General features: G+C 46.3%; 18 protein-coding genes. 13 read left to right on the top strand and 5 right to left on the bottom strand.

Translation table 11 applies throughout. The features are described from left to right. Positions 1-47 precede the first annotated feature (47 nt). The 3 genes from rplJ (at position 48) to NUW02_00795 (ending at position 2,232) form a co-directional block, all read left to right on the top strand. Complete coding sequence (gene rplJ / locus NUW02_00805; protein MCR4274579.1) at positions 48-548, top strand: 50S ribosomal protein L10; 501 nt, start codon at positions 48-50, stop codon at positions 546-548. Positions 549-767: 219 nt separating this feature from the next. After that, complete coding sequence (gene rplL, locus NUW02_00800) at positions 768-1,184, top strand: 50S ribosomal protein L7/L12 (protein MCR4274578.1); 417 nt, start codon at positions 768-770, stop codon at positions 1,182-1,184. Between the two features lie 493 nt (positions 1,185-1,677). After that, on the top strand, positions 1,678-2,232 hold the full coding sequence (locus tag NUW02_00795) for a hypothetical protein (GenBank protein ID MCR4274577.1): 555 nt from the start codon (positions 1,678-1,680) through the stop codon (positions 2,230-2,232). A 103-nt stretch (positions 2,233-2,335) separates the two neighbouring features. Here the strand turns inward: NUW02_00795 and NUW02_00790 are convergent, their stop codons facing one another. Next, positions 2,336-3,010 carry a hypothetical protein gene (locus NUW02_00790; protein MCR4274576.1) on the bottom strand — a complete coding sequence of 225 codons (675 nt, stop codon included), beginning with the start codon at positions 3,008-3,010 and terminating at the stop codon, positions 2,336-2,338. A gap of 416 nt (positions 3,011-3,426) precedes the next feature. On the opposite strand from NUW02_00790, the gene NUW02_00785 reads away from it, so the two are divergent. From NUW02_00785 to rpsJ, 5 genes are all read left to right on the top strand, one after another. Next, positions 3,427-4,125 carry a hypothetical protein gene (locus NUW02_00785; protein ID MCR4274575.1) on the top strand — a complete coding sequence of 233 codons (699 nt, stop codon included), beginning with the start codon at positions 3,427-3,429 and terminating at the stop codon, positions 4,123-4,125. Positions 4,126-4,337: 212 nt separating this feature from the next. Next, complete coding sequence (locus NUW02_00780) at positions 4,338-4,844, top strand: hypothetical protein (protein ID MCR4274574.1); 507 nt, start codon at positions 4,338-4,340, stop codon at positions 4,842-4,844. Positions 4,845-4,853: 9 nt separating this feature from the next. Continuing rightward, positions 4,854-5,060 (top strand): hypothetical protein, encoded by a 207-nt coding sequence (locus NUW02_00775; GenBank protein ID MCR4274573.1) that lies wholly within the window; start codon positions 4,854-4,856, stop codon positions 5,058-5,060. Between the two features lie 252 nt (positions 5,061-5,312). Further along, on the top strand, positions 5,313-6,515 hold the full coding sequence (tuf, locus tag NUW02_00770) for an elongation factor Tu (GenBank protein ID MCR4274572.1): 1,203 nt from the start codon (positions 5,313-5,315) through the stop codon (positions 6,513-6,515). Between the two features lie 165 nt (positions 6,516-6,680). Next, positions 6,681-7,049: a 30S ribosomal protein S10 gene (gene rpsJ / locus NUW02_00765; protein MCR4274571.1), complete on the top strand. Its 369-nt coding sequence runs from the start codon at positions 6,681-6,683 to the stop codon at positions 7,047-7,049. A gap of 270 nt (positions 7,050-7,319) precedes the next feature. Here rpsJ and NUW02_00760 read toward each other — a convergent pair whose 3' ends face one another. From NUW02_00760 to NUW02_00750, 3 genes are all read right to left on the bottom strand, one after another. Further along, a complete protein-coding gene (locus NUW02_00760) occupies positions 7,320-7,619 on the bottom strand; it encodes a hypothetical protein (GenBank protein MCR4274570.1) in 300 nt (99 codons plus the stop codon). A 125-nt stretch (positions 7,620-7,744) separates the two neighbouring features. Next, a complete protein-coding gene (locus NUW02_00755) occupies positions 7,745-8,062 on the bottom strand; it encodes a hypothetical protein (GenBank protein ID MCR4274569.1) in 318 nt (105 codons plus the stop codon). Positions 8,063-8,226: 164 nt separating this feature from the next. Further along, the gene (locus NUW02_00750; protein MCR4274568.1) at positions 8,227-8,532 is read right to left on the bottom strand and encodes a hypothetical protein; all 306 of its coding nucleotides are present in this window, start codon (positions 8,530-8,532) and stop codon (positions 8,227-8,229) included. A gap of 233 nt (positions 8,533-8,765) precedes the next feature. Between NUW02_00750 and rplC the strand changes: the two genes are divergently transcribed. The 4 genes from rplC to rplB all read left to right on the top strand — a co-directional run bounded on the left by rplC (position 8,766) and on the right by rplB (position 11,728). Next, positions 8,766-9,365: a 50S ribosomal protein L3 gene (gene rplC, locus NUW02_00745; protein ID MCR4274567.1), complete on the top strand. Its 600-nt coding sequence runs from the start codon at positions 8,766-8,768 to the stop codon at positions 9,363-9,365. A 41-nt stretch (positions 9,366-9,406) separates the two neighbouring features. Next, positions 9,407-10,165 carry a 50S ribosomal protein L4 gene (gene rplD, locus NUW02_00740; GenBank protein ID MCR4274566.1) on the top strand — a complete coding sequence of 253 codons (759 nt, stop codon included), beginning with the start codon at positions 9,407-9,409 and terminating at the stop codon, positions 10,163-10,165. 132 nt (positions 10,166-10,297) lie between these two features. Beyond that, positions 10,298-10,759, top strand: coding sequence for a 50S ribosomal protein L23 (locus NUW02_00735; protein ID MCR4274565.1), 462 nt, complete (start codon positions 10,298-10,300; stop codon positions 10,757-10,759). Positions 10,760-10,885: 126 nt separating this feature from the next. Next, entirely contained in the window at positions 10,886-11,728 is an 843-nt protein-coding gene (rplB, locus tag NUW02_00730; GenBank protein MCR4274564.1) for a 50S ribosomal protein L2, read from the top strand. 39 nt (positions 11,729-11,767) lie between these two features. Here rplB and NUW02_00725 read toward each other — a convergent pair whose 3' ends face one another. After that, complete coding sequence (locus tag NUW02_00725) at positions 11,768-12,550, bottom strand: hypothetical protein (protein ID MCR4274563.1); 783 nt, start codon at positions 12,548-12,550, stop codon at positions 11,768-11,770. A 129-nt stretch (positions 12,551-12,679) separates the two neighbouring features. On the opposite strand from NUW02_00725, the gene NUW02_00720 reads away from it, so the two are divergent. Continuing rightward, positions 12,680-13,072 (top strand): hypothetical protein, encoded by a 393-nt coding sequence (locus tag NUW02_00720; protein ID MCR4274562.1) that lies wholly within the window; start codon positions 12,680-12,682, stop codon positions 13,070-13,072. Positions 13,073-13,708: the final 636 nt, after the last annotated feature.

Here is a 13,708-nt window from a genome sequence, read left to right as displayed (position 1 = left end):
AGAGCGGCGGCACTTGTAGCCGTTTTTTTGTTTAACACAAAAAACATATGCCAATTACACGAAAGCAAAAAGAAACAATTCTTGAAAAGCTTCAGGACATCATTAAGCGTGTTCCCTCGGCTGTTTTTGTTAACTTCCACGGTCTCACGGTGCGTGATGCTATGGAAATTCGAAAAGAGTTGAAAGCAAATGACGTTGGATACACTGTTGCAAAAAAGACACTCATCAAGAAAGCACTCACAAGTTCAAAAGCAAAGGGAGATATTCCTGCGCTTGATGGTGAGGTAGCAATCGCATATCCACAAAGTGCAGACGCAGTTGATACAACAGCACCAGCGCGAAACATCTACACGTTCCAGAAAAAATTTGAAGGACACCTCGGTATTCTCGGTGGTATTTTTGATGGTGAATTTTTGAATCGCGAGCGCATGCTTGAGATTGCAACAATTCCTTCACAAACAGTATTGCGTGGAATGTTTGCCAACGTCATTAACTCGCCAATTCAACGATTGGTTATTGCGCTTGGTGCCATTGCAGAAAAGAAATAATACTATAAGCACGAAAATCGAAGTACGAAACACGAAACAAATTCAAAATTCTAATGTACAAATGTTTAAAACATTTTGATTTAGAAAATGAGATATTGTCTCGGATTTCGATATTTGAATTTCGAATTTAACCTAATACATATGGATGAACAAACAAAAACTTCCGCCTCCGCAGATGCTACGGCGGACAAGCCAGTAGAGGAAACAACAACCCCAGCTGTGGCGGACAAGCCAGTTGCAAAGACAGTAGAGAAAACTGCGGATGTAGCAATTCCAGCCGAGTTCAAGAAAATTATTGACGCAATTGAACAAATGAGCGTGTTGGATTTGAACCGACTCGTGAAGGTGTTTGAGGAAAAGTTTGGGGTGTCAGCAGTTGCTGTCGCAGCAGCTCCTGCAGCAGGTGCAGCAGGTGCAGATGAAAAGAGCGAGTACACTGTTGAACTTACATCAGTTGGGGAGAACAAGATTGCTGTTATCAAGGCTGTGAAGGAAGTTTCAGGTCTTGGTCTCAAGGAAGCAAAGGATCTCGTTGATGGCGCACCTGGCGTTATCAAGGAGGCAGTGAAGAAAGAAGATGCAGAGGTTATGAAGAAGAAGATTGAGGAAGCCGGCGGAAAGGTAACTTTAAAATAAATTTCAAAGTTACTTTTCGGTCGCAGGTGCGCCTGCGTAAGCAGGAGAGAGCACCGAGACGGGGCCGAGAGTTCTTGCGACGGAATTGTGCGAAGCACAATGAGGAAGCTAGAAACTCGTGGCAAAGTGACTCTCAAATAGAGTCACTTTGAGACGGAGCACGACGGTGCGACCCAGTAGGCAAATTAGTAGATTTGTAACTTGGTTATAACAATGTACTCATTGAGGTGGGCAACCAGTAGGTTGTGCCGAAGGAGGCTCCGAGCGCGTTTTCAATAGAAAACGACGCGTGACATGTAACTTTGAAGTAATCTTTTTCAGCACAAAAGTGCATAAAAACACCCCCAAAAGGGGTGTTTTTGTTTTAAAAGGAGGGTATACTAACTCTTGTATGGATCCCGATAGTTTTTTCAGTGACCCGTGTATCATGGTATTTTAATAGAAAAGAGTATTGTAAGGTTCTACATATTATTCGGCATATAACACTATCGGGATGGATCTACTCGCAAAATTATTTGGAGGAAGTGCGCCGGTTCGACTGATGCGTTTTTTTCTGTTTCACCCAGAAGGTATCTACGGGACAGCAACGCTTGCTGAAAAAACAAGTATTGTATCATCGTCGCTCAAGACACCACTCGCGCGTTTGAAGTCAGCAGGCTTTCTTAAAAAACGCGCACGTGGATGGTTACTCAACCCAGAATTTCCACACATGATGAGTGTGAAACACCTCATGCTCGGCAACATGCTTGCAGATGTACCTGTGGTGTCACGTGTTTCAAAATGTGGTGCACTCAAATTACTTGTTGTGTCTGGTATTTTTATTGAAGAAGAAGATTCACGAACGGATGTGCTTGTTATTGCCGATAGAATTGATGATAAAGCATTAGCAAAAGCAATCACACAACTTGAAGCGGAATGCGGAACTGACATTCGCTACTCTGCATTTTCAACAAAAGATTTTTCCTACCGCACGAGCATGAATGACAAACTCCTGCGCGATGTGTTTGACTATCCGCATCGAAAATTAGTGAATAAATTGGGGTTGTAGCATTTTTGGAAGCCAGGCTTCCAACGGGGAAGCCTGGCTTCCAAAAAGAAAGCCCGAGGTCGCGTGAGCGAACTCGGGTTCTTCGTGAAAAGAGCAGTGCAGTTTAGGTGATTTTTACACCACCGGGGAGTGAAACACGGCCATCGCGCACGGCGTCGAGAAGCTCGGGTTCCTTGTTCGGGTCGAAGTCGTCGCGCATCCTATTCTCTGGAAGTGCGAAGAATTTCTCGTACACCTTCGTGTCCGACCAGACGAACGCCCCAAAGCCGTGCTCCGCCGGAACGAGATACTTACCGTGGAGTAGCCATCCCAACCCGGTCTGTAAATCAACCTCTTCATCGCGAATGTCCCCATTCGTGAACGGCACCTCGAAAAGAGCATCCACTTGGTATGGGCCGACACCAAGTGTCTTAACCAGCTCTTCGGCAAAGACGCCCCGCTGCCACATATCCACCAGACGGTTTTCCACGAGAGAAGAAATCACAAGACCGAGATTTCCTCCCGTCCACATCCGTGTGCGCCACGCCTCCTCGTACTCGGCCAGGGTCCGTCGGAGCCCCCTCAGCTTGTTGGTGAACCGTATCGAGAGAGCAAGCCCCCAAACGATGAGTATTACCCCGATAAGGAAAAGAAAAAGATTCGGCCCACTCTCACGTACGAAAAGTTCGATGCCGAGTATGACCGTGCCGATGGCCACCAAAGCCACGGATGTCCAGATTTTGAGGAAAAATTGTCCGAAACACTTTCCCACCAATACCTTCAGTTCTCCAGCGTTCATTGGATGGACCCTTTCTTCCTCCTAGCCAAGGCTCAAGAGGATACATGCGTTAACCTGCGTATGTTCTGTCGCAAACGTACGCCTGAAAACAGTATCTGTCAATTGTTTTCTTTTTACAGAATTTTTGTAGCAACAAAAATTCGTGGTACGGAACGAGCCCCGCCCTATACACAAAACTCTCGGAGCCCGTGAGGGCGAGAGTGAGTGCGTTTTCAGCAGAAAACGACACGTGTTTGTGGAAGGGCGGGGCGAGCGTAGAGTTGTCCACAGGGGCATTAAAGGACATTCCTTGCGGTGCTATCATTAAAGACATTAAAAGTCGAAAAACTGCCCTTGTGGCACGGTGTTCAGGCACACATCCTGAAAATCATTAAAAACTGATTATTACGTATAATTTAAATTAATTTAACAATACTATGTTAGGAACCACAGTTCTTCAGACAACAGGTGTCACTGTCGCAACATCACTTGCAACAGTGTGGGGAGGAGTCATTGCATTCCTGCCAAAACTTCTTGTTGCGCTCATTATTTTTATCATCGGTTGGATTATTGCATCGCTTCTTGCGCGTGCGGTAGAACAGATTCTTAAGTCAATTAAGTTGGACAGCGCACTTCGTGGTGCTGGCTTGGAACAAACACTTGCACGAGCAGGTTTCTCACTCAACTCAGGAAAATTCATTGGGGAGCTTGTACGATGGTTCATTATCGTTGTCTTCTTGATTGCATCACTTGAAATCGTGAATCTCACACAGGTAACTGCTTTCTTACGAGATGTTGTGTTGGGATACTTGCCACAGGTGATTGTTGCAGTTCTCATCATGCTTGTGTCGGTTGTACTTGCTGAAGCGGTTCGTAGAATTGTTGTTGCATCAGCAAAGGCCGCAAACATCGCATCAGCAGGATTCCTCGGCACACTTTCAAAGTGGGCAATCTGGATTTTTGCTCTCTTGGTTTCACTTTCACAACTCGGTATTGGTGTTGCATTCTTGCAGACACTCTTTACAGGAGTAGTGATTGCTCTCTCACTCGCCTTCGGTTTGGCATTCGGCCTCGGCGGTCAGAGCGCAGCAGGTCGTTACCTTGAGCACCTTGGACACGAGATGAAGCACGACTAGTCTGAAGAAACACTAGATTCAAAAGCTTAAAAAGCCCCGCCGACCACGAGTCGGCGGGGCTTTTGCGTATCCACAGGATACAAAAGAATGGGATTGACAAAGATGTATACTTTGGTGTATTATTGACCTCGGAAAATAACCTGTGTTCACGCTAAACGTCGCAACTCTCTGGAAAGGGGTCCACCATGCCGTTCTCGCTCGCTTTACTTATCATGACTCTCATCGTGGCTTTTTGTGCACTTCTTGTCAGAGGACTTATCACAAGCACCTCTGAACGTGACGCCGCCTGGCAGAAGAGCGTGCAGGCACCTCGCCCGTCGACGGATGATATTCGGAAGCACATTCCCGATATCATCCGTACGCATTTTCGAGAGCACAAGCATTCTCACATCGAGGTTGAGTACAGCGTTGTCTGTGTCAACTTCTTTTTGGAGAAAATGCTGAGTGGCACGAAGAGTCCCTGGGAGAGTTTCGAGCGCGTACTTCTGGAGACGTTGATTGAGGATTCTCGAAAAATGCGTCTCGAAGCACAACGTGGTTTTGACATTTTGGCCTTTGAGACACGGTTCATGTGCCACGAGGCTGATGACGACACCTTCGCCTTCTCCCCAGAATTCATTCGCGCGCTCTCGGAGACGAAGGCGCGGGAGTCGTGGGTGCCAGTGTCCGCCGCACTTCTTCCCACACCGACATCAATGCCTCTGCACAACACGAAGTGAGGTGACAACATGAGCCTCCCGCTTCCGCCAGACATTTCACCCATGCCGTTCCTCATCACCATCGGATGTATGGTGGTGGCAGGAATCAGCACAAAGCTTTTCTTGAGGTGGTGCGCGTCATACCTCGAGACGCACGATACGTGGTTGGATTACGGCGTGCGCTCGGAAGATGTGCCCGAGTTCCATTCCGATGAGACACAGGATGTCGTTCTTTGAGCAGAGTCCGTTCCTTCATTGTGTGCATGCGCACGCTTTGGAGAACGGGCTCGTTTTGTTTTTAATCCACAGTTTCTCCACAGTTTTGCACGTAAAGAGCGGCAACGGGATTGACGATATCAAAATGGTTGTGTACAATGGCAACGCCTTACAAAATGCGCGCTACGCGTGTTTTTGTTCTCAGCATGTGCATCCTCGTGTGGGGCACAAAACCATTACAAACAATAGTTATTTTTAATAATCAACAAATTTATGGCAGAAACATTTGACCGTTCAAAGCCTCACGTTAACGTCGGTACCATCGGACACGTTGACCACGGCAAGACTACGCTCACCGCAGCAATCCTCAAAATCTTGGACATGAACAAGGACAAGGGATACGGCGCTCGCGTTGAAGCAATTGATAAAATTGACAGTGCACCGGAAGAAAAGGCACGCGGTATTACTATTGCGCTCCACCACTCCGAGTACTGGACACCACTTCGCCACTACGCGCACATTGATGCTCCTGGACACGCCGACTACATCAAGAACATGATTACCGGTGCTGCTCAAATGGACGGCGCAATTCTCGTTGTCGCCGCTTCAGATGGAGCAATGCCACAAACACGAGAACACATTCTCCTTGCAAAACAGGTTGGAGTTCCAAAAATGATTGTTTTCTTGAACAAAGTTGACATGGTGTCTGACAAGGACCTTGTTGACCTCGTTGAAGAGGAAGTACGCGAAATGCTCACGAAGTACGGATTTGACGGAAAAGAGACACCAGTGATTCGTGGTTCTGGATTAAAAGCGCTTGCTGCAACATCTATGGATGATGAATGGGCAAAGGGCGTCTTTGAACTCGTCAACACTCTGGACTCATACATTCCTGAACCTGTTCGTGAAGTTGACAAGCCGTTCCTTATGCCAGTTGAAGACATCTTCTCAATTGAAGGACGCGGTACTGTAGTAACCGGCCGTATTGAACGAGGAACAATTAAGGTTGGTCAGGATATTGAAGTTGTCGGTCTTACGCCAACACAAAAATCAACAGTGACAGGAATTGAAATGTTCAACAAGTCACTTGATTCTGGTATAGCAGGAGACAATGCAGGTATTCTCATCCGTGGTTTGAAGAAAGAAGATGTTACGCGCGGACAAGTTATCTCAGCTCCTGGTAGTGTGACACCTCACACAGAATTTGAAGCAGAAGTGCTCATCCTCACAAAGGAAGAAGGTGGTCGCCACACACCATTTATCTCTGGATACAAGCCTCAGTTCTACATCCGCACAACGGATGTGACGGGAGAAGTGACGCTTAACGAAGGAGTGCAGATGGTTATGCCTGGAGACACCGTTACATTCAAAGTAAAACTTACAGCACCAATCGCGCTTGAAGCACAACAGCGCTTTGCTATCCGAGAGGGAGGTAAGACTGTTGGAGCTGGTGTGGTTACAAAAATCGTAGCGTAAGAACGCATTCGATAGCCCTCATCTACTTTGTTGCGAGCTCCGGTTCTTCTTCACGATATTGCAATATCGCTCAGTCGAATCCTCGCTCGCGCCTCGTATCTGAGGGCTCTAGAATGCGTTCTGGACAAAGGGCAAACAATGGGATACAGTGTCCCCGCGTAGCGTATGAGTACCTTGAAACCAAAAACAACACGAAAGACAAAGAAAGAGAAAGTGCACGATGAGGCGCCACACAAGTTGCGCATCCGTATTCGTGCGTATGAAAGTAAACTTCTTGATGAATCCGTAAAGCAGATTATGGATACCGCTGTAAAATATGAAGCTGTTGTTGTTGGTCCAATTCCTCTTCCTACCGAACGCTCACTCTTTACTGTCAACCGTGCAGCATTCATTGACAAAGATGCACGAGAACAATTTGAAATGCGTGTGCACAAACGAGTACTTGATATTCTCAACCCAACCCCAAAAGTTATTGAATCTCTCACATCTCTTTCACTCCCATCCGGAGTAAACATTGAAGTGAAAATGATGTAGCTCTCCGCTCACCTACTTACAACAAAGAACACGTGTCGTTTTCTACTGAAAACGCACTCACTCTCACCCTCATCGGGCTCCGAGAGTTTCTTTGTTGTAATAGGCTCACTTCGTATGTTAAATACAAAAAAATTCAAAAAATAGAGGTTCCCTGTTTGTTCAAGAACGAAGTGATTGACTACAAACAGCAATCCTTTAGGGCTCGCTCCGTATGTTTTAAGACAAAAACGACCAGCTGGTGGGCTGGTCGTGGGGTACATCCGGCGGTCGCTACTTTTTTCGACGGCCATCATGGATGCGGAAGATGGCGAGTACTTTCTGAACCTCAATTCCCATCTGAATTCCGAGACGGATCAAATGGCTTATGCGTCGGAGCTCTTCCATTGAGAGCTCGTTGTTTCCAAGCTTCTGAACCGCAGAAGCTTGTTCTGGATCGAGGTCGACGGAGACCTCAATGACCATGAATCCATCTGGTACACGAGCCATTGCGTTGCCGAAGCCTTCCGCGGTTGGAGACATGATGTCTCCGAAAACTGTACCATCAGAGCGAAGTACGACGCCGAGCTTCATAACTTTTCTCCTTATGTGGAACGCGTGATTGATTCTGGGGTAACACTATTCTTCATGGTCTGTTTTGTCAATAAAACAAAAACGACCAGCTGGTGGGCTGGTCGTGAGAGCGTGTTTGGTTGAAGTTACTTTTTTCGACAACAACCACTGATGTGGGAGACGATGTCTTGTCCCCTAGCTTTCCAGCCAATCTTGATTCCCAAGTTCATGACGGCCTCAAAGAGTTCGGTGGTAGTTGGGTCGATAGACCGGTGAATTTGACTCTCCGCAAACATCTTTGCGACCTCAGTGTCAGACGGTAGAAGGGAAACGTTGATAGGAACGATGGTGAATCCATGTTCTCGAAGACGTGCGGTTCGTATTTTGATGTTTTCCTCAGATTCAGCGATGAAGCCTTTGTGAGGTCCACCACCTTTTGGACCTATGGCGATGGCAAATTTCATACGCGCTCCTTTCTGGAGTTGGGATACATTTCTGGGGCAACAATATTCTTTGTGGTGTGTCTTGTCAATCAAAAATCAAATCGGAATAAATCCAGCACTTAACTTTAAGTGCTGGATAAAAAAACGACCAGCTGTACTAGCTGGTCGAGGCGTTGTTGTGGACATCAGAGTTTCGAATCGGGTGCGGGAATCTCTTTGTTCATCTCGATCATGATTCCCATGATTTCGAGATTGTTTGCGCTGGCCCGTTGAGATGCATCGGCGTGGTTTGACTCAATCAGTGCATAGACCCTTTCACCCAAGATAGTCCTCGCTCCCTGGCTACGCAATAGGAAGTTGATTTCTCCTCGCACCGTTGCCTTCTGTGTCTCGTACGTGGCAACTCTAGCGTTAAGCTTGATCTGCTCGAAGAGCAGTTTGTTTAGGCGCATCTGCAACACCATGAACCTTCCGTTGAGTTTTTTCGTCATCCCATCCTCCCAAAGGTCAATTCTGCCGAATTCATTTCGGTCAGGTTCTGGTGTGTATGGTACTACGAAAAGTATGTTTGTCAAGTATTTTATCACTGAGAACTTGCACTCTGAAAGGTGGTCGTGTATAGTAGTCCCCACGTATGCGCCATGTTCCCACAGGAACCTCTGGACACTAGAGCCCTAGCTCGGATGTGTCCGAGCCAGGGCTCACTCGTATTCAAAACAAATTCATGAAATTTCTCGTCGGAACAAAACAAGAAATGACACAAGTCTTTGATGACAACGGTGTTGTGCACCCAGCAACGCTTATTCGTGTTTCTCCTGCCGTTGTCACACAAATCAAAACAAAAGATATTGACGGGTACACTGCTGTGCAGGTTGGGTATGACGTACGAAAAGAAAAAAATGTGAACAACGCACAAAAGTCAAAGGGTATGTTTGCGGGATTTATGGAATTTCCGGTTTCTGATCCTGCAGAACTCCCACTCGGGACTATGATTGATGCGGGTGTGTTTACTCCTGGCGACACAGTGACCGTTTCAGGTACATCCAAATCAAAAGGTTTTCAGGGTGTGGTGAAGCGACACGGTTTCAAAGGAGGTCGCCGAACACACGGACAGAAACACTCTGAGCGTGAGCCAGGTTCAATCGGAGCTGGTGGAGTTCAGCGTGTTATGAAAGGACGTCGTATGGGTGGACGTATGGGTGGAGACCGAATCACGGTTAAAAACCTCAAGGTTCTTCTCGTTGACGTTGCAAACGGACAGATTTTTATTTCCGGAGCAGTCCCAGGACGACGTGGTACCGTTGTTGAAGTGATGGGAAGCTAAGCTTCCTTTTGGAAGCTTAGCTTCCAAAGAATTCAAACAAAATGGAAAAAAAACCAGCACAAAAGAAAACAGTAAAAACAACTAAGGCACTCAAACCAAAGAAGGTTGTTGTTGCAAAAGACGGCAAGGATTTGAAAGCTCCTATTTTTGATATCAAAGGAAAAGAGGTAAGCACCGTTACACTTCCGGGGCAGATTTTTGGTGTGAATTGGAACGCAGACCTCGTGCACCAAGTGGTACTCGGCATGCAGAACAATGCACGCGCAGGTCGTGCAGGTGCTCACACAAAAGGTCGCGGTGAAGTTCGTGGTGGAGGCAAAAAGCCATGGCGACAAAAAGGAACAGGACGCGCACGTCACGGTTCAATCCGCTCTCCATTATGGAAGGGAGGAGGTGTGACTCACGGCCCACGTTCAGACAAGGATTACAGTGTGACGATTCCTAAAAAGATGCGCGCATCAGCTCTTTTCAGCGTCCTCTCACGCAAACTTAAGGATAAAGAAATTCTCTTTGTTGACTCAATTACATTTGGTACACCAAAAACAGCAGAAGCCAAAGATATTCTCGGTGTATTTTCAAAGATTGCAGGTTTTGAAAAAATGATTGGTAAAAAGCAAAACGCAGCGCTCATTCTTACAACAACAGCAGACGAGATGGTAAAGAAAAGCTTTAGAAACCTAGGAAATGTTGCCGTTGAAGAGGTTCGCAATCTCAATGCCGTTGACGCAATGACATACACATACCTCATTGTGGTTAATCCAGATGAAGCCGTAAAACGGTGGGTTGAAAAGAAACAGTAGTAAACACGAATATCGAAACACGAAACTCGAAACAAACACAAAATATGAATGTTCAAATATTTAAAACCCAAACGCCCATGATTTCGAACCTGCTTCGGATTTCGACATTCGGGTTTCGAATTTAAAAAATATATGTTATTTCGAAAAAAAGACAACTCAAGCGGTGCAAAGGCAAAGACCTCTTTGTTTGCGCGCAAAGCTGTTGCCGACACAGTACACGTGAAAGACGATATTCATGACGACGCACCAAAGAAAGTTGTTGCCGTAGAGAAAAAGCAACCTGAAAAGAAAATCAAACAAACAATTGCGTCTGGAAAAGTAAACGCAGATATTCTCACGCGCCCACGCATCACTGAAAAAGCAACGAGCGTGTCTCAAAACAATGTGTATGTCTTTGATGTCGCGTCATATGCAAACAAGAGTCTCATTGCATCCGCGATAAAAGATGTGTACGGTATCACACCAGTACACGTTCGCGTGACAAAGATTGCAACAAAGGTAAAACTGTCACGACGTGGAAAAGCGGCAACCGTAGGGGGTGGAAAGAAGGCGTACGTAACGCTTAAAAAGGGAGATACTATCGAAATAGTATAAATACGAAGCACGAATTTCGAAATACGAAACAAGCACAAAATATGAATATTCAAATGTTTAAAACCTTAGAATTTAGAAATTAGATATTGTTTCGGATTTCGATATTCGAATTTCAGATTTATTTTTATGAAACACTATAAACCAACAAGTGCAGGACGCCGTGGAATGACCGGTATTGAATACCGCAAGCTTTTGATTGCCGGAAAACCACACAAGGCGCTCACGAAAGGATTCCGACGCAGTTTTGGACACAATGCGTTTGGGCGACGTACCACAATCAGTATCGGTGCTGGTCACAAACGAGCATTCCGTGATGTTGATTTTGTATACAACAAAAAAGATATTCCTGCACGTGTTGAAACAATTGAGTACGATCCAAACCGTTCAGGATTTATTGCACTTATTTGCTATGCAGATGGTGAACGCCGATACATTCTTGCACCACAGTCGCTCAAAGTTGGAGCAACATTCCTCGCGTCTGAAAAAGCACCCGTTACTCCTGGAAACCGACTTCCACTCGCAAAGATTCCTGTTGGTACGTTCGTGTACAACATTGAAGGAAAGCCAAACGATGGGGCAAAGATTGCACGAAGTGCTGGAGTATTTGCTGAAGTGATTGCTCATGATGGTGGCTATACACTTTTGAAAATGCCATCAACGGAGACCCGCAAAGTATCTGAAAACGCATGGGCATCAGTCGGAGAAGTTTCAAATCCAGAAAATAAACTCGTTAATCTCGGAAAGGCAGGACGCAATCGATGGCTCGGAAAGAAACCAAAGGTACGTGGAACAGCGATGAACCCAGTAGACCACCCACACGGAGGAGGAGAAGGCCGTCAGGGACGTGGACACCGCCGAGCGCGCACACGACACGGAAAGAACGTCGGAAAGGGACACAAGACACGCAAGCCAAAGAAGTACTCAAACTTCCTCATCGTCACACGACGTCGCGTCGGCAAGAAAAAATAACACTAAAACACCTGCGGTATATCCGCAGGTGTTTTAGTGTTAGGTAATTTCGCGAGTTTGCCCCCAAAGTTTTTTAAACATTTCTCGCATGTTGTGCGCAAGTAACACATCATGAATCTCGACGAGATAAAACGGGTGATGTTTGGTTGCAATCATAATAACGTATTCGCCGACGACCCACATCGTGGACATGAACTTTTCTCCAGGGAGAAATCTCATGTCGCGCTTTTCTCTTGAATATTTTGGCTGCAACCTTTTTTCAATTTCCGATGTGTTCGTTATGATTTTTGCGCGGTGACGCACATCCTTTCCCTCAAGTGTTGTCCACGACCAGTGAATCCACTTTTCATACACCTCCACAAAACTATGGTCTTGAAAGCCCCACCATGTTCCGTCTTGTTCCAGAGCACTCTTCTCCCATCTCACTGTATTACCAAACAAAAAATCTTCGAGATCGCCTTCCTGGACAAAACGAATTTTTGGAACAGGATATTCATGTTCTGAAGCGAGTTGGTATAACTCTTCAATGGTGTTGCGAACAAGATCTTCCTTTTCTTGTAGCTCACGTTTTGGGCGATCAATAAGTTGATTCAAATTGTTGGGAGGAAGGGGTAGAAAGAAACGAGAATGACCGCTGATATCCTCAGCAATAAGACCCTTTGATTGTAGATTTCTTGCAACACTGTATACCGTCGCACGGTTTATCTTTGTAAGTTGTGAGAGTGCGGCAGGTGTTCGTCGGCCGTGTTTGAGTAAGGCGAGATACACAGTGATTTCTTTGTTATTGAGTCCGAGTTCACGGAGTTTTGTAGTAGGGGACATGAAATGAGTATAGTTTGTTGTTGAAAGATTGTCAACAGATGTTCAACAAAACTTGACAGTGACTTTATTTTCGGCTACATTTTTATCAGATTTGATTATCGAGACTAAACCAGAAAAAGGAGACTCGAAATGGCCACAAACTGGAACAGGGTAAGGACCTTGTTGTGGGGAGCCTTGGAACTTCTCGAAGAAGATTGGGGCAAGAAGAGTGGCCCGACTCTCAAAGAGGAAATTCTCAAGCATTTGGTTGCTGCCGACGATTGGATGTCCCTCCCGTCTTTGGTGAAGAGGGTTCGGGCGTTCTCCCCACTGGTTGCTCTAAGGGTGACCACTGAGGAAAAGATACTGCTCGAACTTCGGGCAATGTGCACCGATGGGTTGGTGGAGTTCAGCCTTCAGCGCCAGCCCGAGTTCGTTGGGCTAGTCTTCGGGAGAACATCTCTCGTTCAATGCTTCTGCATTACTGGTATGGGACGTCACTACTGGAAGATGTTTTACCCGTCAGGAGAAACAGTCCACTGAATTGCTTGGTTGTAACCCCGCCCGCAAGACTGCAGGCGGGGTTTGTATATAGGGCGGGGTTCACTCCGTACGTTAAATATAAAAAAGAAACTTACTCTGTATGTTTCAGAAATGAGTAAAGGCGGCTTCCTTGTAGGATTGCCGCCTTTTTGGGGTTCTTGGTTCTGGCCCTGTGGAGCTAGACCAGCGTGACAGTGAAGTCGCGGGCGCTTTCTCCGCCAGCGAAGAAGTGGGTGTGAGTCCCCTCACCTCTGATTTCGGCCGAAAGGAGAGAGGGGTTAACCTTCTCGACGGTGCCGGTGAAGTTGGTTCCAGGCCCAGTGACTCGGATTCTACGCTTTTCTCGATGGGCTTGTTCCACCACTTCAAACTTCTTGCACATAGCTACTTCCTCCAGAAACCCACCCGCTGAACCGCGGATAGGGTATGTGCGCTCGTAATAACATCCTCAAGCACTATACCGTATCAATACAAAAAAGCAACCCCTGTGGAAAAGTCTAAAATAATGGAGGTTGCCTGCCTGCCGGCAGGCAGGGAAATTAGAAGTTGGAAAATATCTGAGGTTAACTCAAGTCGCCGAATCATAAGAGTGGGTTTGACATCCGCTCACTTTTTGCTATTATCTCCAAAGGCCAC

It is taken from the genome of Candidatus Campbellbacteria bacterium (assembly GCA_024653945.1).
Classification (GTDB): Bacteria; Patescibacteriota; Minisyncoccia; order Phycocordibacterales; family EsbW-18; genus EsbW-18.
The sequence above is the reverse complement of the archived record's forward strand: the minus strand, read 5'-3'. Positions and strand labels throughout refer to the sequence as shown.

Coding starts and splice junctions, on each gene's coding strand:
- rplC (MCR4274567.1), top strand. CDS start 8,766: ATGAAATTTCTCGTCGGAACAAAACAAGAAATGACACAAGTCTTTGAT.
- tuf (MCR4274572.1), top strand. CDS start 5,313: ATGGCAGAAACATTTGACCGTTCAAAGCCTCACGTTAACGTCGGTACC.
- NUW02_00755 (MCR4274569.1), bottom strand. CDS start 8,062: ATGAAATTTGCCATCGCCATAGGTCCAAAAGGTGGTGGACCTCACAAA.
- rplD (MCR4274566.1), top strand. CDS start 9,407: ATGGAAAAAAAACCAGCACAAAAGAAAACAGTAAAAACAACTAAGGCA.
- rpsJ (MCR4274571.1), top strand. CDS start 6,681: ATGAGTACCTTGAAACCAAAAACAACACGAAAGACAAAGAAAGAGAAA.
- NUW02_00780 (MCR4274574.1), top strand. CDS start 4,338: ATGACTCTCATCGTGGCTTTTTGTGCACTTCTTGTCAGAGGACTTATC.
- NUW02_00750 (MCR4274568.1), bottom strand. CDS start 8,532: ATGACGAAAAAACTCAACGGAAGGTTCATGGTGTTGCAGATGCGCCTA.
- NUW02_00725 (MCR4274563.1), bottom strand. CDS start 12,550: ATGTCCCCTACTACAAAACTCCGTGAACTCGGACTCAATAACAAAGAA.
- NUW02_00760 (MCR4274570.1), bottom strand. CDS start 7,619: ATGAAGCTCGGCGTCGTACTTCGCTCTGATGGTACAGTTTTCGGAGAC.
- rplJ (MCR4274579.1), top strand. CDS start 48: ATGCCAATTACACGAAAGCAAAAAGAAACAATTCTTGAAAAGCTTCAG.
- NUW02_00775 (MCR4274573.1), top strand. CDS start 4,854: ATGAGCCTCCCGCTTCCGCCAGACATTTCACCCATGCCGTTCCTCATC.
- NUW02_00785 (MCR4274575.1), top strand. CDS start 3,427: ATGTTAGGAACCACAGTTCTTCAGACAACAGGTGTCACTGTCGCAACA.
- NUW02_00795 (MCR4274577.1), top strand. CDS start 1,678: ATGGATCTACTCGCAAAATTATTTGGAGGAAGTGCGCCGGTTCGACTG.
- NUW02_00735 (MCR4274565.1), top strand. CDS start 10,298: ATGTTATTTCGAAAAAAAGACAACTCAAGCGGTGCAAAGGCAAAGACC.
- NUW02_00790 (MCR4274576.1), bottom strand. CDS start 3,010: ATGAACGCTGGAGAACTGAAGGTATTGGTGGGAAAGTGTTTCGGACAA.
- NUW02_00720 (MCR4274562.1), top strand. CDS start 12,680: ATGGCCACAAACTGGAACAGGGTAAGGACCTTGTTGTGGGGAGCCTTG.
- rplB (MCR4274564.1), top strand. CDS start 10,886: ATGAAACACTATAAACCAACAAGTGCAGGACGCCGTGGAATGACCGGT.